The sequence below is a fragment of the Nonomuraea sp. NPDC059194 genome (assembly GCF_042754765.1).
In the GTDB taxonomy this organism is placed as follows: domain Bacteria; phylum Actinomycetota; class Actinomycetes; order Streptosporangiales; family Streptosporangiaceae; genus Nonomuraea.
The window spans coordinates 193,128-216,653 of the sequence record NZ_JBHZBH010000008.1; the positions used below are offsets into that span (position 1 = coordinate 193,128).

The 23,526-nt window shown below is 71.7% G+C and carries 20 protein-coding genes; 9 read left to right on the plus strand and 11 right to left on the minus strand.

Annotation, left to right across the window (positions count from 1 at the left end; translation table 11 throughout):
* Positions 1 to 6 precede the first annotated feature (6 nt).
* Positions 7 to 1,797 (plus strand): glycoside hydrolase family 13 protein, encoded by a 1,791-nt coding sequence (locus ACFXJ8_RS13900; protein ID WP_379644231.1) that lies wholly within the window; start codon positions 7 to 9, stop codon positions 1,795 to 1,797.
* A gap of 59 nt (positions 1,798 to 1,856) precedes the next feature.
* Positions 1,857 to 3,098 carry a hypothetical protein gene (locus ACFXJ8_RS13905; RefSeq protein WP_379644232.1) on the plus strand — a complete coding sequence of 414 codons (1,242 nt, stop codon included), beginning with the start codon at positions 1,857 to 1,859 and terminating at the stop codon, positions 3,096 to 3,098.
* Between the two features lie 6 nt (positions 3,099 to 3,104).
* On the opposite strand, the gene ACFXJ8_RS13910 is transcribed toward ACFXJ8_RS13905, so the two are convergent.
* A complete protein-coding gene (locus tag ACFXJ8_RS13910) occupies positions 3,105 to 3,755 on the minus strand; it encodes an SDR family oxidoreductase (RefSeq protein ID WP_379644233.1) in 651 nt (216 codons plus the stop codon).
* Positions 3,752 to 3,982, minus strand: a complete 231-nt coding sequence (locus ACFXJ8_RS13915) for a hypothetical protein (RefSeq protein WP_379644234.1) — start codon at positions 3,980 to 3,982, stop codon at positions 3,752 to 3,754. The genes ACFXJ8_RS13910 and ACFXJ8_RS13915 overlap by 4 nt, the downstream gene beginning before the upstream one ends.
* 239 nt (positions 3,983 to 4,221) lie before the next feature.
* Between ACFXJ8_RS13915 and ACFXJ8_RS13920 the strand changes: the two genes are divergently transcribed.
* Positions 4,222 to 4,785: an amino acid-binding protein gene (locus ACFXJ8_RS13920; RefSeq protein WP_379644235.1), complete on the plus strand. Its 564-nt coding sequence runs from the start codon at positions 4,222 to 4,224 to the stop codon at positions 4,783 to 4,785.
* A 76-nt stretch (positions 4,786 to 4,861) separates the two neighbouring features.
* Here ACFXJ8_RS13920 and ACFXJ8_RS13925 read toward each other — a convergent pair whose 3' ends face one another.
* Complete coding sequence (locus ACFXJ8_RS13925) at positions 4,862 to 6,145, minus strand: ABC transporter ATP-binding protein (protein ID WP_379644236.1); 1,284 nt, start codon at positions 6,143 to 6,145, stop codon at positions 4,862 to 4,864.
* A gap of 369 nt (positions 6,146 to 6,514) precedes the next feature.
* On the opposite strand from ACFXJ8_RS13925, the gene ACFXJ8_RS13930 reads away from it, so the two are divergent.
* Genes ACFXJ8_RS13930 through ACFXJ8_RS13940 form a run of 3 tightly spaced genes read left to right on the plus strand, consistent with a single transcriptional unit; the run spans position 6,515 to position 9,961 of the window.
* Positions 6,515 to 8,020, plus strand: coding sequence for a glycoside hydrolase family 13 protein (locus ACFXJ8_RS13930; RefSeq protein WP_379644237.1), 1,506 nt, complete (start codon positions 6,515 to 6,517; stop codon positions 8,018 to 8,020).
* Between the two features lie 10 nt (positions 8,021 to 8,030).
* Positions 8,031 to 9,056 (plus strand): LacI family DNA-binding transcriptional regulator, encoded by a 1,026-nt coding sequence (locus ACFXJ8_RS13935; RefSeq protein ID WP_379644238.1) that lies wholly within the window; start codon positions 8,031 to 8,033, stop codon positions 9,054 to 9,056.
* A 26-nt stretch (positions 9,057 to 9,082) separates the two neighbouring features.
* Positions 9,083 to 9,961, plus strand: a complete 879-nt coding sequence (locus ACFXJ8_RS13940) for a carbohydrate kinase family protein (protein ID WP_379644239.1) — start codon at positions 9,083 to 9,085, stop codon at positions 9,959 to 9,961.
* Here ACFXJ8_RS13940 and ACFXJ8_RS13945 read toward each other — a convergent pair.
* The gene (locus ACFXJ8_RS13945; protein WP_379644240.1) at positions 9,958 to 11,739 is read right to left on the minus strand and encodes a serine/threonine-protein kinase; all 1,782 of its coding nucleotides are present in this window, start codon (positions 11,737 to 11,739) and stop codon (positions 9,958 to 9,960) included. The genes ACFXJ8_RS13940 and ACFXJ8_RS13945 overlap by 4 nt on opposite strands.
* An 81-nt stretch (positions 11,740 to 11,820) precedes the next feature.
* Positions 11,821 to 12,324 carry a winged helix-turn-helix transcriptional regulator gene (locus ACFXJ8_RS13950; RefSeq protein WP_379644241.1) on the minus strand — a complete coding sequence of 168 codons (504 nt, stop codon included), beginning with the start codon at positions 12,322 to 12,324 and terminating at the stop codon, positions 11,821 to 11,823.
* Positions 12,325 to 12,457: 133 nt separating this feature from the next.
* Between ACFXJ8_RS13950 and ACFXJ8_RS13955 the strand changes: the two genes are divergently transcribed.
* Positions 12,458 to 13,483: a hypothetical protein gene (locus ACFXJ8_RS13955; RefSeq protein ID WP_379644242.1), complete on the plus strand. Its 1,026-nt coding sequence runs from the start codon at positions 12,458 to 12,460 to the stop codon at positions 13,481 to 13,483.
* 12 nt (positions 13,484 to 13,495) lie between these two features.
* Here the strand turns inward: ACFXJ8_RS13955 and ACFXJ8_RS13960 are convergent, their stop codons facing one another.
* On the minus strand, positions 13,496 to 14,827 hold the full coding sequence (locus ACFXJ8_RS13960) for a Cpe/LpqF family protein (protein WP_379644243.1): 1,332 nt from the start codon (positions 14,825 to 14,827) through the stop codon (positions 13,496 to 13,498).
* 110 nt (positions 14,828 to 14,937) lie between these two features.
* Between ACFXJ8_RS13960 and ACFXJ8_RS13965 the strand changes: the two genes are divergently transcribed.
* Together ACFXJ8_RS13965 and ACFXJ8_RS13970 are read left to right on the plus strand one after the other, a co-directional pair.
* Positions 14,938 to 16,665 carry a sensor histidine kinase gene (locus ACFXJ8_RS13965; RefSeq protein ID WP_379644244.1) on the plus strand — a complete coding sequence of 576 codons (1,728 nt, stop codon included), beginning with the start codon at positions 14,938 to 14,940 and terminating at the stop codon, positions 16,663 to 16,665.
* Positions 16,658 to 17,326, plus strand: coding sequence for a response regulator (locus ACFXJ8_RS13970; RefSeq protein WP_379644245.1), 669 nt, complete (start codon positions 16,658 to 16,660; stop codon positions 17,324 to 17,326). Before ACFXJ8_RS13965 ends, ACFXJ8_RS13970 begins: the two co-directional genes overlap by 8 nt.
* Positions 17,327 to 17,330: 4 nt before the next feature.
* Here ACFXJ8_RS13970 and lepB read toward each other — a convergent pair whose 3' ends face one another.
* From lepB to zwf, 5 genes are all read right to left on the minus strand, one after another.
* Complete coding sequence (gene lepB, locus ACFXJ8_RS13975; RefSeq protein WP_379644246.1) at positions 17,331 to 18,083, minus strand: signal peptidase I; 753 nt, start codon at positions 18,081 to 18,083, stop codon at positions 17,331 to 17,333.
* Positions 18,084 to 18,354: 271 nt separating this feature from the next.
* On the minus strand, positions 18,355 to 18,966 hold the full coding sequence (gene eda, locus ACFXJ8_RS13980; RefSeq protein ID WP_379644247.1) for a bifunctional 4-hydroxy-2-oxoglutarate aldolase/2-dehydro-3-deoxy-phosphogluconate aldolase: 612 nt from the start codon (positions 18,964 to 18,966) through the stop codon (positions 18,355 to 18,357).
* Positions 18,963 to 19,928, minus strand: coding sequence for a glucokinase (locus tag ACFXJ8_RS13985; protein WP_379644248.1), 966 nt, complete (start codon positions 19,926 to 19,928; stop codon positions 18,963 to 18,965). Before ACFXJ8_RS13985 ends, eda begins: the two co-directional genes overlap by 4 nt.
* Before the next feature lie 97 nt (positions 19,929 to 20,025).
* The gene (gene edd / locus ACFXJ8_RS13990) at positions 20,026 to 21,927 is read right to left on the minus strand and encodes a phosphogluconate dehydratase (protein ID WP_379644249.1); all 1,902 of its coding nucleotides are present in this window, start codon (positions 21,925 to 21,927) and stop codon (positions 20,026 to 20,028) included.
* 3 nt (positions 21,928 to 21,930) lie between these two features.
* Complete coding sequence (gene zwf, locus ACFXJ8_RS13995) at positions 21,931 to 23,391, minus strand: glucose-6-phosphate dehydrogenase (RefSeq protein WP_379644250.1); 1,461 nt, start codon at positions 23,389 to 23,391, stop codon at positions 21,931 to 21,933.
* Between the last annotated feature and the right edge of the window lie 135 nt (positions 23,392 to 23,526).

Genomic DNA, 23,526 nt, shown 5'->3' on the forward strand with positions numbered 1-23,526 from the left:
CGTTCCGTGCATCTGCTCGACCAGCCGCACCACGACGGCTCGTCCCTCTACGTCTCCACCCTCACCCCCAACATGGGGGAGGAGGTGACGGTGTGGCTGCGCGTGCCGGCGGGCTTCGCGCTCGAAGCGGCGCACGTGCGCGCCGTCCACGACGGCGAGCCCCGCTACGCCGCGGCCGAGCCCGATCCGTCCAGGAAGGGCCTCGGCGGGTACGGCGCTGCCGACACCTGGTGGAAGGCGACGATCACGGCGGCCAACCCCGTCGTGCCGTACCGCTTCCTGCTCCTGACGCCGGACGGCCAGCGGTGGCTGACCGCGCGCGGCCTGGTCGCCCACGACGTGAGCGACGCGACCGACTTCAGGCTCGTCGCCCACGAGGCGCCGCCCGCCTGGATGGCCGACGCGATCGTCTACCAGATCTTCCCCGACCGGTTCGCCCGCTCGGGCCGCGAGCACGGCGAGCCGCCCGCCTGGGCGCTGCCCGCCGAGTGGGACACCGACGAGGTCATCGGGGAGGGCCCGGGCACGCCCGAGCAGTTCTACGGCGGCGACCTCGACGGCATCGTCGAGCACCTGGACCACATCCAGGCGCTCGGCGCCGACACCGTCTACCTCACGCCGATCTTCCCCGGGCGCTCCAACCACCGCTACGACGCGGCCGGCTTCGACGCCGTCGACCCGCTGCTCGGCGGCGACGAGGCACTGGAACGGCTCTCGGCGGCGCTGCACGAGCGCGGGATGCGGCTGCTCGGCGACATCACCACCAACCACACCGGCGACTCGCACGAGTGGTTCACCGCCGCCGTCTCCGACGTCAACGCGCCCGAGCGGGAGATGTACTACTTCGACGCCGACAGCGGCGACTACGAGGCGTGGTGGGGCGTCAAGACGCTGCCCAAGCTCAACTGGGCCAGCCCTCTCGTCCGCGAGCGGATGGCCGCCGCCATGACCAGGTGGCTGGGCGCCCTCGACGGCTGGCGCGTCGACGTGGCGAACATGACCGGCAGGCGCGGCGCCGACGACCACAACCACGAGGTGGCCAGGCTCCTCAGGCCGCGCGGCGCCGCCTTCATCGCCGAGCACAACCACGACGCCTCCGCCGACCTCGACGCCGACGGCTGGCACGGCACCATGAACTACGGCGGCTTCACCCGTCCGGTGTGGGCGTGGCTGCGCGGCGAGTCGCTCGATCTGACCCACTTCCTCGGCGTGCCGGGCGGCGTGCCCGCCCGCGACGGCGTCGCCACCGTCGCCACCTTCAGGGAGTTCGCCGCGCACATGTCGTGGCGCTCGCTCGTCCACTCCTGGCAGCTGCTCGACTCCCACGACTCCTCCCGCATCCGCACCGTCACCGGCTCGCCCGCACGCCACCTGGTCGCGCTCGGCCTGCAGGCCATGCTGCCGGGCACGCCGATGGTGTTCGCGGGCAGCGAGTTCGGGCTCAGGGGCGACAACGGCGAGTACTCCCGCACCCCAATGCCGTGGCAGCGGCCCGCCGACCGCGACGAGCAGACCCACGCCGCCTACCGCGCGCTGCTGGGACTGCGCAGGGCCGAGCCCGCGCTGCGCAGGGGAGGGCTGCGCTGGGCGCACGCCTCTGCCGACTGCCTGGTGTTCCTGCGGGAGACCGAGCGGGAGTCGCTGCTGGTGTGCGCGCGCAGGGCGCCGGGCGAGCCGCTGGCACTGCCGCTGGAGGGCACCGCACGCGGCCTGTACGGCGCCGACGACCTTGACTCCATGGTCCTACCCGGAGATGGGCCGTCATTCAAGGTCTGGCGTCTCGCCGTACGGCCATGATCCCGCTACGGTATTGCACCTGACGATCCCTTTTTCAACTAGATAGGTGTGGTGCGCCGATGAAGTCGCTGGTCGTGGCCCTGCTGCTGTTGCCCGCCGGACCTCTGGAGAGCGGCACCGCCGGGACGACGTACTACGTCGACTCCAGGGCGGGCGACGACGCGGCCGCCGGCACCAGCGCGGCCACGGCGTGGAAGAGCCTGGCCACGCTCAACGCCGCCACCCTCAAGCCGGGCGACACGGTCAACCTCAAGCGGGGCGGCAGCTGGAGCGAGACGCTTACCCTGGCCGCCAAGGGCAGCGCGGCCAGGCCGATCGTGCTCCAGCCGTACGGCAAGGGCGCCGCACCCAAGCTCGGCGGCCAGGAGCAGCCCTGCGTTGTGATCAGCGGCAACTACTGGCGGGTCACGGGCATCAGGGCCAGCAACTGCCAGTGGTCCGGGTTCGAGATCAACGGTGACGGCAACGAGCTCGTCGGCGTGGCGGCCGACCGCAACATCGCCGGCGTCCACATCGGCCCCGGCGGCAGCCGCAACACCGTCAAGGACAGCACGCTCGCCGGCAACAACCGGATGAGCGTCGACGACGACGGCGGCGACAACGACTCCGGCGCCTTCGGCGTCCTGGTCAACGGCGACGACAACCTCATCACCGGCAACACGATCACCGGCAGCTACGCCACCAGCAAGGACTACGGCTTCGACGGCGCGGCCGTCGAGATCTTCAACGGCGACCGCAACCGGATCACGCACAACCTGTCCCGCGACAACGTCACCTTCACCGAGCTCGGCGCGCAGAAGGGCAAGACGGCCACGGGCAACGTGTTCGCCTTCAACGTGGTGACCTCCAGCCGCAAGCTCGGCTCGTTCCTGGTCACGCGCGGCGCGCGACACATCGTCGGCCCGGTGAAGGGCACCATCGCCGTGCACAACTCGGTGTACCTGCCCGCGTCCAAGACCCTCGGCTGGTCGTGCCACGACGGGTGCTCGCCCAGCATCCTCAAGCTGCGCAACAACGTGATCGCGGTCGGCGGCGAGATGGGCTTCGAGGACGGCAAGGGCGCCGACGAGGCGGGCAGCGTCTACCTGGGCAGGAAGAAGCGCTTCACCCTCGGCCCGCGCTCGGTCGTCGCCGACCCGCGCTTCGTCTCCAGGACCGACCTGCGCCTGCGTCCGGGCTCGCCCGCCCTGGGCCGCGCCGCCGTGCTGAGCCCCGCCTGGTACGGCGGCGCCGCCATCACCAAGGACTTCGCGGGCAAGGCCCTCGGCGCCGCGCCCGACGCCGGGGCCTACCAGCGCTGAGCCGCCTCAGGAGGGCGGCTGCGAGAGGGCGGCCTTGGCGTTCCTGCTCAGCTCGTCGACCAGCACCTCGGTCAGGCCCGCTGCGACGCCGTCCAGCGTCGCCGCGACCACCTCGGCGGTGGTGAGCTTGGGCGCCGTGACGCGGGCCGCCATGTCGGTGTCGATGTAGGCGGCGTGGACGCCCGTCACGAGCGTGCCCTGCTCCCGCAGCTCCATCCGCAGCGCGTTCGTCAGCGACCACGCGGCGGCCTTCGAGGCCGCGTACGTGGCCACCTGGGGGAAGGTCATGAACGACAGCACCGACAGGATGTTGACCAGCGCGCCGCCGCCGTTGCGGGCCAGCACGGGGGCGAAGGCGCGGCTCACCGCCCTCACCCCCAGGTAGTTCGTCGCCATCTCCACCGCGGGCAGGCCGAGCGCGCCCGCGTTGTTGATCAGCAGGTCGACGTCGCCGCACCGCTCGGCGGCCGCGGCGGCCTGGGCGGGGTCGGTGACGTCCAGCTGTACGACGACCAGGCGCGGGTCGGTCACCGTCGAGGGGTCGCGGACGGCCGCGTAGACGGTCTTCGCCCCGCGATCGAGGAGGGCGTGGGCGAAGGCCGCGCCGAGCCCGCGGTTGGCGCCCGTGACGAGGGCGACGCTGTCGTCGATCTTCATTGGATCCGCTCCAGGATGGTGGCGTTGGCGAGGCCGCCCGCCTCGCACATGGTCTGCAGCGCGTAGCGGGAGCCCCGCTGCCGCATGGCGTGGACCAGGGTGGTCATGATGCGCGCGCGCAGGGTGTGGGCCAGCAGCTCGACCGGGTGGACGTGCGCCAGCGCGCCGCCGGGTTTGCCCCTGCCGATCGGCGACCGTACGGCCTGCACGATCACGGCATCACGCATCGCGCCTCCTAGTAGGTTGGAAAACTGGATGCACCATATCATTTGGTTTTCCAACGCACTGGAGGGCCGACCGCCACGGGACTGTCGACAAAACGGGTGATGGGGCATCATTCTGGACATAGCCCGGAAACGCGCGCGAAATCTCCCTGCGGCACTGTGTTGAGCCTCCGAAAGGGGGAGATGCGATGTTGCTGAGACTCAGGGTTTCATTGCCGGACCGCCCGGGCGGTCTGGGTCAGGTGGCAAGGGCACTCGGGGTGCTCGGAGCCGACATCCTGCAGGTGACCGTGCTCGAACGCGAGACGGGCAGAGCGGTGGACGAGTTCATCGTCTCGTGGCCCGGCGCCGCGACCCCCGCCTCGGTGCGTGACAGGCTGTCGGCCGTTCCAGGGACGCGGGTCGAAGGCGTCTGGCCGACCAGGGAGGTCCCGGGCTCAGCGCCCGACCACGACCTCCTCCTGCACGTCGCCACCGACCCCGCACGGGGTCTTGCCACCATGGTCGACGCGCTGCCGTCGCTGTGCGGAGGGGAATGGGCGCTCGCCCTGGCCGACGGCGTCGTACGCCACTCCAGCCCCGCCGCGCCCCTCGCCTTCGACCTGGAGGAGCTCCCGCCCAGAGCGACCTCCCTCGTGAAAGGCGAACACCGCCTGATGGTCCTCCCCGTCACCAGCGGGGCCACGCACGTCGTCGTCGCCCGCTGCGACGGACCGCCCTTCCACCGGGCCGAGCTCGACCGCACGGCCCGCATCGTCGAGATCGTCTCCCGCATGACCGCCCGCTTCGAGCCGGTCGCCGACTGACAGCCGCCAGCCGCCCGCGCGGGTCTCAGGGCAGCGGCCGCCACCCGCGCGGGCCCCACAGGACCACCCCGGCAGGTCAGCGGCGGGGTGGGTCGATGCGCGCGCCGTCCAGCTTGAACAGCATGAGCCTGCTGATGTCCACACCGATCTTGGCCGGGTCGCCGGTCCGCCACGCGGGCCGCACGCCGAGCCGTACGATCAGGTCGGCCCTGCGGTGGTGGCCGTCGCGCAGGTGCTGGCCGACCTGCTCCTGCGCCGCGTGCTCCTCAACGGGCGGTGCGAACAGCCGCCGCACCATTCCCCGCAGCCCGCCGTTGCCGTGGTCGTGACCGTTGGCGTTGCGCCGGGGGTCGGGCGGCTCGGGCACCGCGACCCCGGGCACCCCGCACTCGACGTAGGCCAGCCACTCGTGCCCGTGGTACTCCAGCGCCCTGACCCTGCCGTAGAAGCTCGGCCCCTCGTACGACTCCTGGACGGGAGCGAGCCCGTCGGGCCGTAGCCCCACGATGATCTGGCCGCCGGTGTGCTGGGAGATCGCGTACGCCCTGGGATCGCTCCACGGGATCACCAACTGGTGTGGGCCGAAGTCGAGGAGCACGTACTGGTTCTGCGGGGTGCGCACGGTCGCCGGCAGCAGGTTGAGCTGCTGGGAGCTGAGGAAGGCGGCCACGAAGGCGGTCGCGGGGTCGTTGTAGATCTGGCCGGGGGTGCCGACGTCCTGCAGCACGCCCCTGTTCATGATGGCGATGCGGTCGGCCAGCGTCAGCGCCTCGACCTGGTCGTGCGTGACGTAGACGGTGGTGACGCCGAGCGAGCGGACCAGCGAGGAGATCTCCATGCGCAGCTCGGTGCGCATGCCGGCGTCGAGGTTGGACAGCGGCTCGTCCATCAGGAAGATCTTCGGCTGGCGGACGATGGCGCGGCCCATGGCCACCCGCTGGCGCTGGCCGCCGGACAGCGTGCCGGGCCTGCGGTCCAGGGTCTCCTCGATGTGCAGGGCCTTGGACAGCTCCGTCACGCGTTCCCTGACCATCGCGGGATCGGACTTGGCGATCTCCAGCGGGAAGGCCATGTTGCCGCGCACGGTGCGGTGGGGATAGAGCGCGCCGTTCTGGAAGACCATCGCGACGTCACGGTCGCGCGGGGGCAGGTGGTTGGCGAGCTGGCCGTCCAGCCAGAGGTCACCGTCGGTGACCTCCTCCAGGCCTGCGATCATCCTCAGCAATGTCGACTTGCCGCAACCCGACGGCCCGAGCAGGACGAGGAACTCCCCGTCGGCGGCGCGCAGGCTCATCCGGTCGACCGCCAGGTACCCCCCGGGGTAGACCTTGGTTACCTTGTCCAGGACGACCGTGCTCATGGTCTGCTCCACGCTTGTCGATACCCATCAGGCTCCCGGGGCTGAGGGAGTCATCGCTGCTTGGCGGGCATGAGACGTCACCTGTGACGGGGCTGAATGTTGAGGTAGTACATCGCGTGTTCACCCCCGGTGTCCATACTTGACATGGAAAATCGGCAACCGTCGGGTTTCCGGTTCGAGGACCCCGCGTTCCACCGCCTTCTGTCCCTTCCTGACCGGGTTTTGGTATGCCCGCAACCATCCCCAGCCTCGACTTATTGCGAAAAATCCCACTTTGGAAAGGCTTGCGTAAACTTGCGGCAAGCCCTTTCAATAGGGAGTGGTCCCGTCGCGTGGCGGGACCTGTCCGTTGTATCCGGGGGATGTCACATGACCCACTCTTCGACGCCGACCCGCTGGTGGCGGGACGCGGTGATCTACCAGGTGTACGTGCGCAGCTTCGCCGACGGCGACGGCGACGGCGTCGGCGACCTGCGGGGCGTGCGCGACCACCTGGGATACCTCGCCGACCTCGGCGTCGACGCCATCTGGCTGACGCCCTTCTACACCTCGCCGATGGCCGACTTCGGCTACGACGTGGCCGACTACCGCGACGTCGACCCGCTGTTCGGCACGCTGGCCGACGCCAAGGCGCTCATCGACGAGGCGCACGGCCTGGGCATCAGGGTGATCGTGGACGTGGTGCCCAACCACACCTCCTCCGCCCACGCGTGGTTCCAGGAGGCGCTGCGCGGCCACAACCGCGACCGCTACATCTTCCGCGACGAGCCGAACGACTGGGAGTCGATCTTCGGGGGGTCCGCCTGGACCCAGGTCGAGGACGGCCAGTGGTACCTGCACCTGTTCGACTCCTCGCAGCCCGACCTCAACTGGGACAACCCCGAGGTGCGCGCGGAGTTCGAGTCGATCCTGCGCTTCTGGCTCGACCTGGGCGTCGACGGGTTCCGCGTCGACGTCGCCCACGGCATGGTCAAGCCCGAGGGGCTGCCCGACATCGGCCACGCCGACCAGGTGCGCCTCATCGGCAACGACGTCGTGCCGTACTTCGACAACGACGCCGTCCACGACATCCACCGCTCCTGGCGCAGGATCCTCGACTCCTACCCCGGTGAGCGCATCGGCGTCGCCGAGGCGTGGGCGCCGACACCGGCCAGGCTGGCCCGCTACGTCCGCGACGACGAGCTCCACCAGGCCTTCAACTTCCACTACCTCAACGCGCCCTGGGACGCCGCCGCGCTGCGCGAGGTGATCACCGAGTCGCTGGAGACCGCGAACTCCGTCGGCGCCCCCTCCACCTGGGTGCTGTCGAACCACGACGTCAAGCGGCACGTCACCCGCTACGGCAGCCTGCGAAGGGCCCGCGCCGCCGCGCTGCTCATGCTCGCGCTGCCCGGCTCGGCCTACGTCTACAACGGCGAGGAGCTCGGCCTGCCCGAGGTGCTCGACCTGCCCGCCGAGGTCTGCCTCGACCCCCAGCGGCTGCGCGACCCCGACAGCGGCCGCGACGGCTGCAGGGTGCCGCTGCCGTGGACCTCCTCCGACGGGTACGGCTGGCGCCGGCCGTGGCTGCCGGTCCCCGGCGACTGGGCCGGCCTGTCGGTCGAGGCCCAGACCGGCGACCCCGGCTCGATGCTCTCCCTCTACCGCGACGCGATGCGGCTGCGCCGTACCGTGTCGGGAGACCTGCGCTGGCACGACTCGCCCGCCGGCACGCTGGTCTTCAGCCGCGACGACGGCTTCGTGTGCACGGTCAACCTCACCGCCGAGAAGATCGCCTGCCCCGTCGAGGGGACGCCCGTGCTGTCCAGCGGCCCCGTCGAGGAGGGCTGGCTCGCTCCCGATTCCGCCACGTGGTGGCGGGCCAAGGTTGCGTAAAGTGTCCACCATGAACGGTCACGCCCGTCTCGCCGACATCGCCGCCCAGGCAGGGGTGAGCGAGGCCACCGTCAGCCGGGTGCTCAACGGCAAGCCGGGGGTCTCCTCCGCGACCCGCCAGGCCGTCATGACCGCGCTCGACCTGATGGGGTACGAGCGTCCGCAGCGGCTGCGCCAGCGCAGCAACGGGCTCATCGGGCTGGTCACCCCCGAGCTGGACAACCCGATCTTCCCGGCCTTCGCGCAGGCCATCGAGAAGGCGCTGACCCACCACGGCTACACGCCGGTGCTGTGCACCCAGCTGCCCGGCGGCGCGCCCGAGGACGAGTTCACCGAGCTGCTGGTCGACAGGGGCGTCAGCGGCATCGTCTTCGTCTCGGGCCTGCACGCCGACACCACCGCGCGGATGGACCGCTACACCAGGCTGACCGACCGCGGGCTGCCGATCGTGCTGGTCGACGGCTACAACGCCGACGTCGCCGCGCCGTTCATCTCGCCCGACGACCGGCTCGCCTCGCGGCTGGCCGTACAACACCTGGTCGACCTCGGGCACGAGCGCATCGGCCTGGCCGTCGGGCCGCGCAGGTTCGTGCCGGTGATCAGGAAGATCGAGGGCTACCAGCAGGCGATGGCGCAGCTGCTGGGCGTCCACGACGTCGACGACCTGATCACCCACTCGCTGTTCTCCGTCGAGGGCGGGCAGGCCGCCGCCGCGCAGCTGCTGGCCCGCGGCTGCACCGGCATCGTGTGCGCCAGCGACCTCATGGCGCTGGGCGCGATCAGGGCGTGCAGGGAGCGGGGCAAGTCGGTGCCGGGGGAGGTGTCCGTGGTCGGGTTCGACGACTCGCCGCTGATCGCCTTCACCGACCCGCCGCTGACCACCGTCCGCAAGCCGATCGGGGCCATGGCGTCGGCGGCCGTGCAGACGCTGCTGGAGGAGGTCAACGGGACGCCAGGGCGGCATCTCGAGCTGATCTTCCAGCCCGAGCTGGTGGTCCGCGGCTCGACGGGCTCGGGTCCGCTGGTCAATCGCTGAGGCGTTCGTTCGTGGAAGGGCGAGGAATGTACGACGTGCTGGTCATCGGCGGTGCCGGGGTCGACTCCACCGCCTACGTGCCCGAGCTGCCGCTGCCGTACGCCGACACCTACCAGGTGCCCCCGGTCGTCGACCGCATCGGCAACACCGGCTCCGGCGTTGCGCTGGGCTGCACCGCGCTCGGGCTGCGCACCAGGTTCGCCGACCTGATCGGCGAGGACCCCCAGGGCAGGCTCATCAGGGAGCACCTGGCCGCCAAGGGCGTCGACTTCGCGTGGGCGGAGTCGGCCGCGGGCACCAGGCGCAGCCTCCTGCTCGTCGGTCCCGACGGCCGCCGCACCTCGCTCTACGACGCGCGCGGCGTGGCGGGCGAGCGGCTGCCGCGCGAGCTCTACCTGCACCCCGCCCGCCACGTGCACGTCTCGATCACCGACTTCGCCCGGCACGTCTACGCCGACCTCGACGGTGTCCCGATCTCCACGGACCTGCACGACTGGGACGGCGCCGCCGACTACCACAAGGACTTCGCCTACGGCTCCGACCTGGTCTTCCTGTCGGCCACCAAGCTGGAGGACCCGCGCGCCGTCATGCGCCACATCAGGCGCCACGGACGCGCCCACACCGTCGTCTGCACCGACGGCGCGCGCGGCTGCCTCGTGCTGACCGGGGACGACGACGTGCGGGCCGTGCCCGCCGCGCCGCTGCCCGCGCCGGTCGCCGACTCCAACGGCGCGGGCGACGCCTTCGTCTCCGGCTTCCTGTACGGCATGCTGCGCGGCGAGCCCGCGGACGCGTGCGCGCGCCTCGGCGCCATCGCGGGCGCCCACGCCTGCGTCTCGGAGGGCACGCACGAGAACCCGATCACCGAGGCCACGCTCCTCGCGCGGGCGGCTGAGGACGCCTAGCCCAAGGTCACCCTGATGCCGCGGCTCAGCCCCGAGTCGTGCAGCTCCACCTCGGCCGCGTCGGCCGCCTTGGGCAGCTCGAACACCAGCCCGCCGGTGAACGACTCGCCGGGGCCGATCCTGATCGGCTGGATCTGCTTGCCGTCCTCGTCCAGCAACTGGGCCGCGGCGTGCGGGACGTCGTCGCCGTCGAGCAGCTTCTGCTGGCCGGGGTAGAGGACCCTGCCCTCCTGGCCGATGTTGCTGACCTTCAGCGTGACCCTGCACTGGCGCACGGTCGCGGCCTTCGCCGCCTTCGCGCACTTGTGCCCGACCACGGTGAAGCGCAGCTTGCCGTCCTGCACCGGACCCTCCGCCCCGATGGCGGGCGGCTTGAAGATCCACGTGATGGCGATGATCAGCAGCAGCGCGATGGCCACCACGATGGCCGCCGCGACCACGCAGCCGGTGAGCACCCCGCCCCTGCGCGCGGGCGGCCGGGGCAGCGGGCCCTGACCCGTCGTGTGGTACGGCGGGCGCGGCCCCTGCCCGGTGCCGTGGTAGGCGGCCAGCGAGCCGGGGCCCGTGGTCTCCGCGGGGTTGGCGCCATGGGGGACCGGCCCACGCCGGGTGGGCGGAATCGTCGTCTCGGCCGGCGGCACCTGCGGCACCTGCGGACCCGGCGGAGGCGCGGTCGGCCGGGGCCGACGGTCGGCAGGCCCGGGCTGGCGGTCCGGCGGTGGGGGCGCGACGGGGTGCGGTCCCGGCTGGCGGTCCTGGGGCCGGGGCTGGTGGTCGGGGGCGGGGTGCGGCCCGCGAGGGGGCGGGGCCTGCTGGGCGCGCGGACGCGGCCCGTGCGGCGCGCCGGAGGGGCGGGGGTCGGGCGGCGGCGTCCAGCCGGGAGGGGGCGGCGGCTGCCGTACCCCGAAGTCGGCGGGGTTCCACGAGTTCGTCAGGTGACGGGTGGCGGCCAGCTGCGCCCCCGCCACGTCGGGCGCGCCCACCAGCTCCAGCAGCAGCTCCCTGGCCTGCGGACGGCGCGCGGGGTCGGGATGGATCGCGGCGGCCACCAGCCGGTCCAGCGGTGCGGGCAGCCCCCGCAGGTCGGGGGGCGCGGTGCGGGCGCGCGCCGCCATCACATAGGCGTCGCCCGAGCCGAAGGGATGCCCGCCGAGCCCCGCGTAGGCGATCAGCGAGCCCCACGCGAACACGTCGGCCGCCGGGCTGGTGCGCCCCTCGAAGACCTGCTCGGGGGCGATCCATCCGGGCGTGCCCATGACCAGGCCGACGTTGGTGTGCCGCGAGCCCACCTGGGTGGAACGCGCCAGACCGAAGTCGATCACGCGCGGCCCGGCGAGCGTCAGCATCACGTTGGCGGGCTTGAGGTCGCGGTGGACCAGCCCGGCCGCGTGGATCGCCGTGAGCGCCGCCGCCACCCCGACCGCCGCCGAATGCAGCACCGAGGGCGACAGCGCGCCGTGCTCGATGAGATGGTCCTCCAGCGAGACGCCGTCGATGTACTCGGTGACCAGGTAGAGCAGGCCGTCGTCGTCGCCGTGGTCCAGCACGCGGGCGGTGCAGAAGGAGGCCACCCGCCTGGCGTTGGACACCTCCTCGTGGAAGCGCGCCCGGTAGACGGGGTCGGCGGCGAAGTCGCGCCTGATCGACTTCACCGCGACCTTGGCCCCGTCGGGCGCCAGTGCGAGGAAGACCGTGCCCATCCCGCCTGAGCCCAGACGGGACTCCAGCCGGTAGGGCCCGATCGAGACCGGGTCGTCAGGAGCCAGCGGCGATCCCACCGTCGCTGCCCCCTCGCCTTCGTGCTCCCGCCGTCCCAACCGACCGTCCTTCGCCCGGCATGACCGTATTCACCCGGAACTCTAACCGAGAACGGCCTGCGAAGGGCTCGACTGCGCTCCAGCAGCCGATTCGGCGGGGCGTTCGCCCGCCAGGCCCCAGCCCTCCACCTGGAAGTGGGCGGTCTGCGACCCGGGCCTGACCACCTCGCCGCAGGAGGCGCATGTCACCACGGGGTCGAGGGCCGCGCCGCACGCGTGCTCGAACACGACGGGCGGCGCCTCGGCCAGGTGCCTGTCGCCCCACTGCCGCAGCAGGTGGAGCACGCCCTGCAGGTCGAGCCCGGCCTCCGTGGGCACGTACTCGTACCTGCGCGGCCGGTCGCTGTAGGCGACCTTCTCCAGCACCCCCGCCTCGACCAGCCTGCGCAGCCGGGCCGCCAGGATGTCGCGGGGCGCGCCGATGTTGCGCACCATCGCCTCGAAGCGCCGCACCCCGAAGAACACCTCGCGCAGCACCAGCAGCGAGTACTTCTCGCCCACCACGGCGAGGGTGTCCGCGATCGAGCAGGGGCGAGCCTTCGTCATGACCTCAGACTACTGCGTTGGACATCCGGACCGACCCTCCTCGCCCGCGGGTGAGCGGCTTCCCCCCTGCGGGGGAGCGGGATGGCCCCGCGGAGGGAGGTCGTCCGGCCCCGCGTCCACGACCCTGGACGGCATGAACGCGCTGATGATCTGGGCCTGCGTGTACGCGGTCACGCAGGTGGGGTGGATCCTGACGGGAACCCCGGTGGTGTGGGCGATGCAGGAGACCTACCCGCCAGTGGTCCACCTGCTGCTGGCCGCGCTCGCCGTACTGGCCGCCCTGGCGGGCCGGGCGAGGCAGGGTGGCAGGGTCGTGATGGCGACGTTCGCGGTGGCCCTGGCCGCCTTCGCCACCGGAACGGCGGGCGCACCGATGATCTTCGTCACGCTGATGTCGCTGGAGGGGGTGGCGAGCGTCCCTGAGCTGGCGCAGGTGGTGCTGAACGCCGTGGGCGCGGTCCTGCTGCTGAGAGCCGCCGTGCCGTACGGCAGGCGGCTGCGCGGCCGCTGTCCGGCGTGCGGCGGCCGGCACGAGGGCGAGGGGCCGCTGACCCACCCCGTGCCGACGCGCGCCTCCGCACGGACACGGGTGGCGGTCTACGCACTGATGTGCGGCCTGCTGCCATGGGCGGGGGTCAAGACGATCTGGCTGCTGGGCGGCGACGCGCTCGGGGTGTCCAGCGCGGCGTGGCAGCGCGTGATGGCCGCCGAGAAGGAGGGCGTGTCGGCGGCGCTGGCCTCGGCGGGAATCGACGTGACCGTGCTGGCCGCGCTGCTCGGCGTCTTCCTGCTGACCGGGCTGATGTACCGGTGGGGGCAGGTCTTCCCCCGCTGGACGCCGGTGCTGGCCGGACGGCGGGTGCCGCGCCTGCTGCCGTTGATCCCCGCCTGGCTGACGGCCGGCACCCTGTCGGTGTACGGCGTGCTGCTCATCTGCTACACCGCGCTCACCGCGATCGGCGTCCTGCCGGGGGTGGCCGCCGTGCCGCCCTTCAGCGTCGAGAGCCTGACCTGGATGATGCTGTTCGGCGGTCTCGCCTTCGCGGGCCTCGGGATCGGGCTCATCGTGGCCGCTGTCTCCTACGCCCGCCGCTCCCTGCCGTTCTGCGCCCCGCATCATGTTCTCCAAGGACCGGCGCCCGCTCCGACTACCGGGTGACCGGCCTGTCTGTCAGCCCTTCTGCATGAGCGTGAAAGCGCCCTTGGTCAGGGCGATCAGCTCGCTGGCGACGTTGCCCTCGTCGAGCGGGGCCTTGGTGTCGGAGGCCATGGCCGTGACGAAGAACGTGCGCCCGTCCTTCGTCCTGGCCGAGAAGCCGAGGTCAAGGACCCCTTGCTCGGAGCCGCCCTTGAACCACACCGACCGCCACGTCTTCCGGTCGAGGCCGAGCCCCGCGTCGGTCTGGGTCATGACCTCCTCCACGCGCCGGTCCTTGAGCCCGCGCAGTTCGGCGTGCGCCGCGCAGACGTCGGCGGGGGAGCCGAACCACTCGATGGTGTCGAGCTCGCGCGGCGCGGACCAGGCCTTGATCGAGCCGAGCGGCACCTTGGCGATCACCTTGTCCAGGTAGGCCCGCTGCTTCTTCTTGCCGAGCGACAGGTACTTCTTGGCATGCGTGGGGTAGTCGGCGCCCTTCAGCGCGAACAGCTCCCGCGTGGTGAGCAAGGGGACGTTGCGCGACTGCGTGGCCTCGACCGCCTTCCTGCCCACCTTGTGGAGCAGCAGGTCGGCCGCGGTGTTGTCGCTGATGGCGATCATCAGCTTGGCGGCCTCCATGACCGACACCTTGCTGTTGTCCGGCCGGTCCTGCAACTGACCGGCGGGCAGGCTCTTCAGCTCCGGCCGGATCGTGAGCTTGGTGTTCCAGTCGGGGATCTTCTCGGCGGCGGCCCGCAGGACATACAGCTTGTACATCGAGCCGAGCGGCCTGGCCGTACGGGGGGCGAGGGAGCGGACGGGGCGGCAGTCACCGCGGGGGGTGATCTCGGCGGCCATGAACCCGATCCTTGGAGCCGCCTTCCTGATCCGCTCGTCGAGCTCCTTCCAGCTCGCGGGCGTCGGCTTGGGGGTGACGGGGGTGGTCAGCCGCAGCCCGCCGATCTTGCCGTCGCGGTCGACGACGAGCTCCATCCAGAAGGTCCTGCCGCCCGTCGTCACCTCGGACATGATCACGGTGGGCTCGGCGTGGAGGATCTTGACGAGGGTGAGGTCCTTCATGGCGACCAGTTGCGCGTTGAGCTGGGCGGGCGGCACAGCGGCGAGCATCGCGGCCGTGAAGTGCTCGGTGAGCTGCTCCTCGGGCAGCGGCGCGTCCGGCACCGCGGCCATGAACCAGCGCAGCTGCCTGCCCGCGGGCGTGTCGGGGATCGGGACGTCGCGCACGGCCGCCGTCCCGGCCGCTGGGGCCGCGGCGGAAGCCGCCGCGCCCGGCGAGGTGACGGTGACGCCGTACGCCGTCAGCAGGAGGGAGGACGTGGTCACAGCGATGGCAACAGGTCTCATGCCTCCAGCCAAGCGAGCCGGGCCACGGAAGCCCACCAGGCCAGCCTCATCATCAAATATGCGGATAACCTCATAGACGCTCTCCGGCTGGTTCACGACGATGGGTGCTTATGGGTTCGAGGCTGATTGCCGGGTTCCTCGCGGCGATCGCCGCCGTGGGCGTGGTCGCGGGAGCACTGCTGGAGTCGGGGCTGCCCGCTCCGTGGACGCAGTGGGTCTTCATCGTCCTGGCCCTGCTCTCTCCCGCGCTGGGCTGGCTGCTGGCCGTCCGGCGCCCCCGGATCCCGTACGGCTGGCTGCTGCTGGCCACGGCGGTGTGCCTGGGCCTCGGCATCCTCGGCGCCGGCCTCTGGGTCAGAACCGGGCACGCCGCCGGGTTCGCGCTCGTGATCAGCGGCTCGATGTACGCCCTCTACTACGGGGCCAACTCGATCTTCGTTCCCTTGCTGTTCCCCGAGGGGCGGCTCCCGTCACGGCGCTGGCGGCCTGTCGCGTGGATCGGTGCCGCCGCGGTCGTCACGCACGCCACCGGCAACGCCCTGCTCGGCCCCCTGCTGCTGGGGGAGCCGACGACACTCACGGTGGTCGGCGGCGCGATGTCCACCTTCGGCCAGTTCGCCGCGTGGATCGTGGCCCTGGTCGTGCTCGTGGGCCTGGTCGTGCGATGGCGGCGCAGCGAGCCTTCCGAACGCGGGCAGTACGCGTGGATGGTGGCCGGCGCCACGGCCAACGTGGCGGGCTTCGTCGCGCTGGCCGTCTTCCTCTTCGGTGGGCACACGAGCTGGGGCGTGGTCGGGCTGACCGGCAGCCTGGGTTCGCTGCCCGCCGCCATCGCCGTCGCCCTCATCCGCCACCAGCTCCTCGACATCAGGATCGGCATCCGGGGCTCCAGGCTGCTCATGGTCTTCGACGTGCGGCCCACGGTCGGCGAGGTGCTCTCCCGCTTCGGCTCCGTCCTGGACGAGAGCCCCGAGCCGGTGGAACTGCTCGGCAGGCTGGCCGCCGCCGTCCGCGGGGCGCTGAACACCACCTGGGCGGCGGTACGGCTGGCCGACGGCGCCCGCGTCGTGGCCGGGCGCGAGGACGGGCCCGCCGCGCTCGTCGTGCCCGTCAGGGGCGGGCTCGGCCAGCTGGAGTGCGGCCCGAGAGAGTACGGCGGGCTCACCGCCGAGGACCGCCGCTTCCTCGAGGCGCTCGCCGTACCGGCGGGGCTGGCCATCCAGAGCGAGGGCCTGGCCGCGCGCCTGGTCAACGCGCAGGAGGCCGAGCGGCGGCGCATCGAGCGCAACATCCACGACGGCGTCCAGCAGCAGCTCGTCGCCCTCATCGCGGGCCTCGAACTGGCCAGGGCCACCGGCGGCGGCCCGCAGCTGCTGGCCGAGCTGCGCGAGCAGGCCCGCCAGACCCTCGCCGACCTGCGCGAGCTGGCCGCCGGCATCCACCCGTCGGCGCTCGGCCAGGGCGGCCTCGTCGAGGCCGTCGAGGAACGCTGCGCGCGGCTGCCCGTGCCCGTCAGGGTGAACGCGGGCGAGGGCATGCGCGCCGCCCGCTTCTCCGACGAGGTGGAGGGCGCGATGTACTTCACCGTCAGCGAGGCGGTGGCCAACGCGCTCAAGCACGCCGCCGCCGCCACGATAGAGATACGGCTGGCCCGCGAGGGCAACAGGCTGCTGGCCACCGTCACCGACGACGGCAGGGGCTTCGACCCCGCGACGACGGCCAGGACGGGCCTGTCCCCGTTGTCCGATCGGCTCAACGCCCTCGGCGGCAGACTCGAGATTCTCAGCGAGGTAGGAAAGGGAACACGGATGACAGCGTGGGTGCCGGTCGATGCCTGAGCCGTTGCGGACGGTCGTCGCCGACGACCACTACCTGGTGCGCGAAGGCACCAGACGGCTGCTGGAGCTGTCAGGCGAGATCGTCGTCGTCAGTGCGGTCGGCAACGCCGACGAGCTGCTCGACGCCGTGCGCAGGCTGACGCCCGACGTGGTGATCACTGACATCAGGATGCCGGGAGGGGGGTGGCGGGCCGGTTTCGAGGGCATCGACGCCGCGCACCGCGTCCACGCCGAGCATCCGGGGGTCGGCGTGGTGGTGCTGTCGCAGTACTCCGACGCATTGTTCGCCTTCGAGCTGTTCAAGCACGGCACCGAGGGGTTCGCCTACCTGCTGAAGGACAGGGTGGGCGACCTTGAGGAGCTGCTCGGCGCGATCAGGGCCGTCGCCTCGGGCGGCTCGGTGATCGACCCCAAGGTGGTGGAGGGCCTGCTGGCCCGTAGGGACATGAGGGGCGAGCAGGAGGAGCTGACTCCGCGCGAACGGGACGTGCTGCGGGAGATGGCCAGGGGACGCTCGAACGGCGGCATCGCGCGGGCCCTGCACCTGTCGATTTCGTCGGTGGAGAAGAACGTCAACGCCATCTTCACCAAGCTGGGGCTGGAGAACAGCGCCGACGTGCACCGCCGCGTCGCCGCCGTTCTCGCCTACCTCGGCCCCTGAACCGCTACTTCTTCAGGCCCGGCTGGGCGAAGGTCTCGGGGATGTCCAGGGAGCTCCACCGCGACACCGGCCACATGATCACGAACGCCCTGCCCAGCACGTTCTCGACCGGGATCGTGCCGCCGCCCTCGTCGCCGATGTGGCCGCGGGAGTCGTAGGACACCGACCTGTGGTCGCCCATGACCCACAGCCTGCCCTCGGGCACCGTGATCTTGAACTGCTTGTCGGACGGCACGTCACCCGGATACAGGTAGCTCTTCTCGTCGAGCGGCACCCCGTTGACCGTGATGCGGCCCTTGGCGTCGCAGCACTCGACCCGGTCGCCCGCCACGCCGATGACGCGCTTGATGTAGTCCTTCTCGCCCGGCACCAGCCCGAACAGCTCGCCGGCCCAGCGCAGCGCGCCGGTCACCGGGTTGCTGGGCTCCTCGGTCACCACCTCGGGATCCCACGAGTCCTCGCCGTTGAAGACGATGACGTCGCCGCGCTCGATGTCACGCGTGTGGTAGACGAGCTTGTTCACCAGCACCCTGTCGTTGATCAGCAGGGTGTTCTCCATCGACTCCGAGGGGATGTAGAACGGCTGCACGATGAAGGTCTTGATGAGCAGGGCGAGGCCGAGAGCCACGACGATGAGGATCGGCAGCTCCTTCCACGAGGAGCCCTTCTTCTTGCTCTTGCCGTCATCGGCGCGTCGCTGCGACTCCTTGGCCGTCACGTCCACCTCGTCCCCCCGGAAGGCGCCTCTCCGCGCCATGGTCACTTGCTCCATCATCGCTGATGGGACAGCTCAGCTTGCTGATCTCGGTCCCAACAGTCAATTCGTATCTTCTCGTGTCCCGTGTCAAGCCGACATACAGGGCGCTGAATCATGAGCCAATGCTCAGCTACCGCAGGCGATGGCAAGGGAAAGGCCCGTGGGCGCGGGTTCGCCCCCACGGGCCTGTTCCATGAGCCCGACGCCGGGTCACGGCGACTCATGGCCGCGGCGGGCGAGGGAGGTTGTCCCGCCGGCGAGTCTGTGATCGTCAGCGCAGCGCCGCCGCCTCGGCGGCGAGCTTCTCCACGCGCGCCCAGTCACCCGAGGCCAGCGCGTCGGCCGGGGTGAGCCAGGTGCCGCCGACGCAGCCGACGTTCGGCAGCGCCAGGTAGTCGCGGGCCGTGTCCGGCCTGATCCCGCCCGTCGGGCAGAACCTGACCCCGGGCAGCGGCCCGGCCAGCGACTTCAGGTACGGCAGGCCGCCCGCGGCCTCGGCGGGGAAGAACTTCAGCTCCTCGAGCCCCCGCTCGGCCAGGGCCATGACCTCCGAAGCGGTCGCCGCACCAGGCAGGAAGGGTACCCCGGCGGCCTGCAAGGCGTCCAACAGCGTCGGGGTCGTCCCCGGCGAGACCAGGAATCGCGCCCCTGACTCCACCGCGGCCGCGACGTCGGCCGCCGTCCTGACCGTGCCCGCGCCGACCACCGCGCCGGGGACCTCGGCCGCGATGCGCGCGATCGCCTCCAGCGCGCCCGCGGTGCGCAGCGTGACCTCGATGGCTGGCAGCCCGCCCGCCACCAGGGCGCGCGCCATCGGCACGGCGGTCTCCACGTCGTCGACGACGACGACGGGGATCACGGGGGCCAGGTCGAGCAGACTCATGGGACGAGCTCCTTCAGCGATTGCTGCGCCAGCCACGCGGCGGCGCCGGTGAGCGCCGGTTGCGGCGCGACGATCAGGGTGGTGGCGATGGCCGACAGGTAGTCGACGAGGTGGGGCGTGGCCTCGAACCGGCGGCGGAAGTCGCTGGCGCGGACCCTGTCCACGATACGCGGCAGCACGCCGCCGCCGAGGAAGACCCCGCCCCGCGCGCCGAGCGTGAGTGCCACGTTGCCGGCGAAGCTGCCGAGCATGCCGCAGAACACCTCGACGGTCTCCGCGCACAGCGAGTCGTCCAGCCGGGCCACGATGTCCGAGGCGGCCAGCGTGGGCGCCTGGACGCCGTTCACCACGGCCAGCGCGCCGTGCAGGCGCGTCAGGCCGGGGCCCGACAGCAGGTGCTCGGCCACCACGTGCGGCATGCCGCCCGCGCGCAGCACCCTGACGATCTCCAGCTCGCGGTCGTCGAGGATCGGCACGGTGACGTGGCCGCCCTCGCCGGGGACCGGCACCCAGCCGCGCTCGGCCGGCACCAGCCCCGCCACGCCGAGGCCCGTGCCGGGCCCGAGAACGGCCTTGACGCCGTCCGCGGGCGCAGGTCCGCCCAGCGAGGCGAGCTCGTCGCCCGCCAGGTGCGGCAGCGAGACCGCTAGCGCCTCGAAGTCGTTCAACAGCGTCGCGTACGGCAGGCCGAGCTCGCGCACCGAGCCCGTCCACGGCAGATTGGTCAGCCGGTAGGTGTCGCCGTCGATCGGGCCCGCGACCGCCAGGCACGCCGCTCCCGGCCGAACTCCGCCCGCATGGTCTGCGAGGTATGCGGCTACGGCTTCGGGAAGCGTGGCGTGGACGGCGCCGGCCAGCACGGCGACCTCGGTCGGCGCGCCGCCGGGCTCGGTGACCAGGCCGAACCTGGCGTTGGTCCCCCCGATGTCGGCCACCAGCCACGGCAGCTCGAACATCCTCATACGGCACCCCCTCCCACGACGGCGTCGAGGCGAGGTCTCCGGCCGAGCGGGGGGCGGGCGGTGGCGCGGGTCTTCCGGGATCCGCGTGCTCTCTGGGTCACTCGGCGACCTCGGAGTGGGCGAACCCGGCGGGGGCCGCGAAACCCAGTCCGGGCCCGTGGGTGGGCGACTCGGCCCCGTTGACGCCGAAGACGCTCGCCCCATGCTCGGCGTGCCCCGCCATCCGGCGGAAGGCGGAGAACAGCTCCCGCCCCGTCCCCACCCATTCGGCGTCGCTCAGCGCGCGCCCCTCGGGCGTGCGGCCCGACAGGTCGGCCAGCACGTCCAGGGTGCCCGCCGCCGAGTCGAGCCTGATCGGGTCGCCGTCGCGGACCAGCGCGATGGGCCCGCCGTCGGCCGCCTCGGGCGACAGGTGGATGGCCGCGGGCACCTTGCCCGACGCGCCCGACATCCGGCCGTCGGTCACGATCGCCACCCGCTGCCCACGGTCGAGCAGCACCGCCATCGGCGGGGTCAGCTTGTGCAGCTCGGGCATGCCGTTCGCGCTCGGCCCCTGGTAGCGGATGACCGCCACGAAGTCCTGCCCGTCCAGCTCGCCCGCCTCGAAGGCGCGCAGCAGCTCCAGCTGGTCGTCGAAGACGCGGGCGGGCGCCTCGATCACCAGGTGCTCGGGCTTGACCGCGGAGACCTTGCTGACGGCGCAGCCCAGGCTGCCGTTCAGCATGTGGATGCCGCCGTCGGCGGAAAACGGCGCCGAGACCGGCCGCAGCACGTCGAGGTCGGCGCTGCCTGAGGTGTGCTCCTCCCAGACCAGCGCGTCCTCCTTCAGGGTCGGCGCGGACCGGTAGTGGTCCAGCCCCCTGCCCGCGATCGTCAGGACGTCGCCGTGCAGCAGGCCGTTGTCGAGCAGGTCGCCGATCAGCGCCTGCATGCCGCCCGCGTCGCGGAAGTGGTTCACGTCGGCCTGGCCGTTGGGGTACATCTTGGTCAGCGAGGGCACCACCTTGGACAGCGCGGCCAGGTCGTCCCAGGTCAGCACGATGCCCGCGGCGGCCGCGATGGCCACCAGGTGCAGGGTGTGGTTGGTGGAGCCGCCGGTGGCCAGCAGCGCGACGCAGGCGTTGACGATCGCCTTCTCGTCGACGACCTCGCCCACGGGCGCGTACTCGCCGCCGTGCGCGGTGATCTCGACCGCCCGCGCGCCGGCCGCCTCGGTGAGGGCGTGCCGTAGCGGGGTGTGCGGGTTGACGAAGGTCGAGCCGGGCAGGTGCAGGCCCATGACCTCGACCATCACCTGGTTGGAGTTGGCGGTGCCGTAGAAGGTGCAGGTGCCGGGGGAGTGGTAGGACTTCGACTCGGCGTCGAGCAGTTCGTCCCTGCCGACCTTGCCCTCGGCGAACAGCTGGCGGGTGCGCGCCTTGACCTTGTTCGGCAGCCCCGACGTCATCGGCCCGGCGGGCACGAACACGGCGGGCAGGTGCCCGAAGTGCAGCGCGCCGATCAGCAGGCCCGGCACGATCTTGTCGCAGACGCCCAGCATGAGCGAGGCGTCGAACATGTCGTGCGACAGCGCGATCGCCGTCGCCATCGCGATCACGTCGCGGCTGTACAGCGACAGCTCCATGCCCGCCCGGCCCTGGGTGATGCCGTCGCACATGGCGGGCACGCCGCCCGCGACCTGCGCGACGCCGCCGGCCCTGCGCACGGCGGCCTTCAGCTCGGCGGGGTAGCTCTCGTACGGCTGGTGCGCGCTCAGCATGTCGTTGTAGCTGGTCACGATCGCCACACCGGGCTTGGCCGTACCCCTCAGCAGGGGCTTGTCCTCGGGTGAGGCGGCGGCGAAGCCGTGCGCCAGGTTCGCGCACCCGAGGTGCGCGCGGGCGGGGCCGCGGGAGCGGGCCAGCTCGCCCTCGCGCCTGATCCGCTCCAGATAGACGGTACGGCTGGCGAGGGAGCGCTCAGCCACCCGGTCGGTCACCTGCTGGATAGTCGGATTCACTGTTTACGCCTCCTCGTCGTGCCAGGCCCGGCCGCTGCGGCCGAGCAGTTCGTGGGCGCCCGCGGGACCGGTCGTCCCCGCGGGGTAGGGCTCGGGCAGTTCGGCCGACGACTCCCACGCGGCGAGGATCGGGTCGATCCACCGCCACGCGGCCTCCACCTCGTCGCGCCGCATGAACAGGGTCGGGTTGCCGCCGAGCACGTCGGACAGCAGCCGCTCGTAGGCCTCGGGCACCCGCGTGGCGAACGTCTTGCCGAAGCTGAGCGACAGCGGCACCGGCTTCAGCAGCGTCTCGCCCGCGCCCGGCTCCTTGGCCATGATGTGCAGCTCGATGCCCTCCTCGGGCTGCAGCCGCAGCACCAGGCGGTTGGGCGTGCCGCCGGGGAAGATGGAGTGCGGCACGTCCTTGAACTGGATGACGATCTCCGAGCGCCGGTACGGCATGCGCTTGCCGGTCCGCAGGTAGAACGGCACGCCCGCCCAGCGCCAGTTCTTGACCTCGGCGCGGATCGCAGTGAACGTCTCGACCCTGCGGGAGGCCTCGGTCGGCGGGGTGGAGGCGGGCTCGTCGAGGTAGGAGGGCATCTCGCCGGCGCCGGTGTACTGCCCGCGCACGGTGAACCTGTCGACCTCGGAGCCGACGATGGGCCGCAGCGACTGCAGCACCTTCACCTTCTCGTCGCGGATGGCCTCGCGGTCGTTGCGCGCGGGCGGCTCCATGGCCACCAGCGTCAGCAGCTGCAGCAGGTGGTTCTGCACCATGTCGCGCAGCGCGCCGGCGTGGTCGTAGTAGCCGCGGCGTCCCGGCGTGCCGACGGTCTCGGCCGCGGTGATCTGCACGTGGTCGATCCAGAGGGAGTTCCAGATCGGCTCGAGGAAGGCGTTGGCGAAGCGCAGGACCAGCAGGTTCTGCACCGTCTCCTTGCCCAGGTAGTGGTCGATGCGGAAGATCTGCCGCTCGTCGAAGATCTCGCCGACCTCGTCGTTGATGCGCTGGGCGCTGACCAGGTCGCGGCCGAGCGGCTTCTCCAGCACCACCCGGGACAGCGGCGTGACCAGCCCGGCCTGCTGGAGCTCCCGGCAGAACGGGCCGAACGTCATGGGCGGGCTGGCCAGATAGAAGACCCTGTCCCTGTCCTCGTGCCCGGCCAGCATCTTCACCACGGCGGACCAGCCGCTGCCGTCCTCACCGCCCACGTCGACCGACACGTGGTGAAGGCGGCCGAGGAAGCGCTGCCATGCGTCGGCGTCATCGGGGACGGCGGAGCGCACCTCGGCGTCGACCTTGCCGCGGAAGTCGGCGTCCGTCAGCCCGCCGCGCGACATCGCGATGATCCGCGTCTCTGGGGCGAGCCTGCCCTCCAGGTCGGAGTGGAACAAGGCGGGCAGCAGTTTGCGCATCGACAGGTCGCCGGTGCCGCCGAAGACGACCAGATCGGCGGTGTGACAGGTGGGGGACAGCACGGCTCGACTCCGATGATCTACCAAGTGATCTACCAAGGAAGGACAGAACGGACATTAGCCATAGTTCGGAGAGCACACAAGCGGGCTTTTGCTATTTGAAATGAGAAAGTCATGACTTTTCATTACCTAACCGGC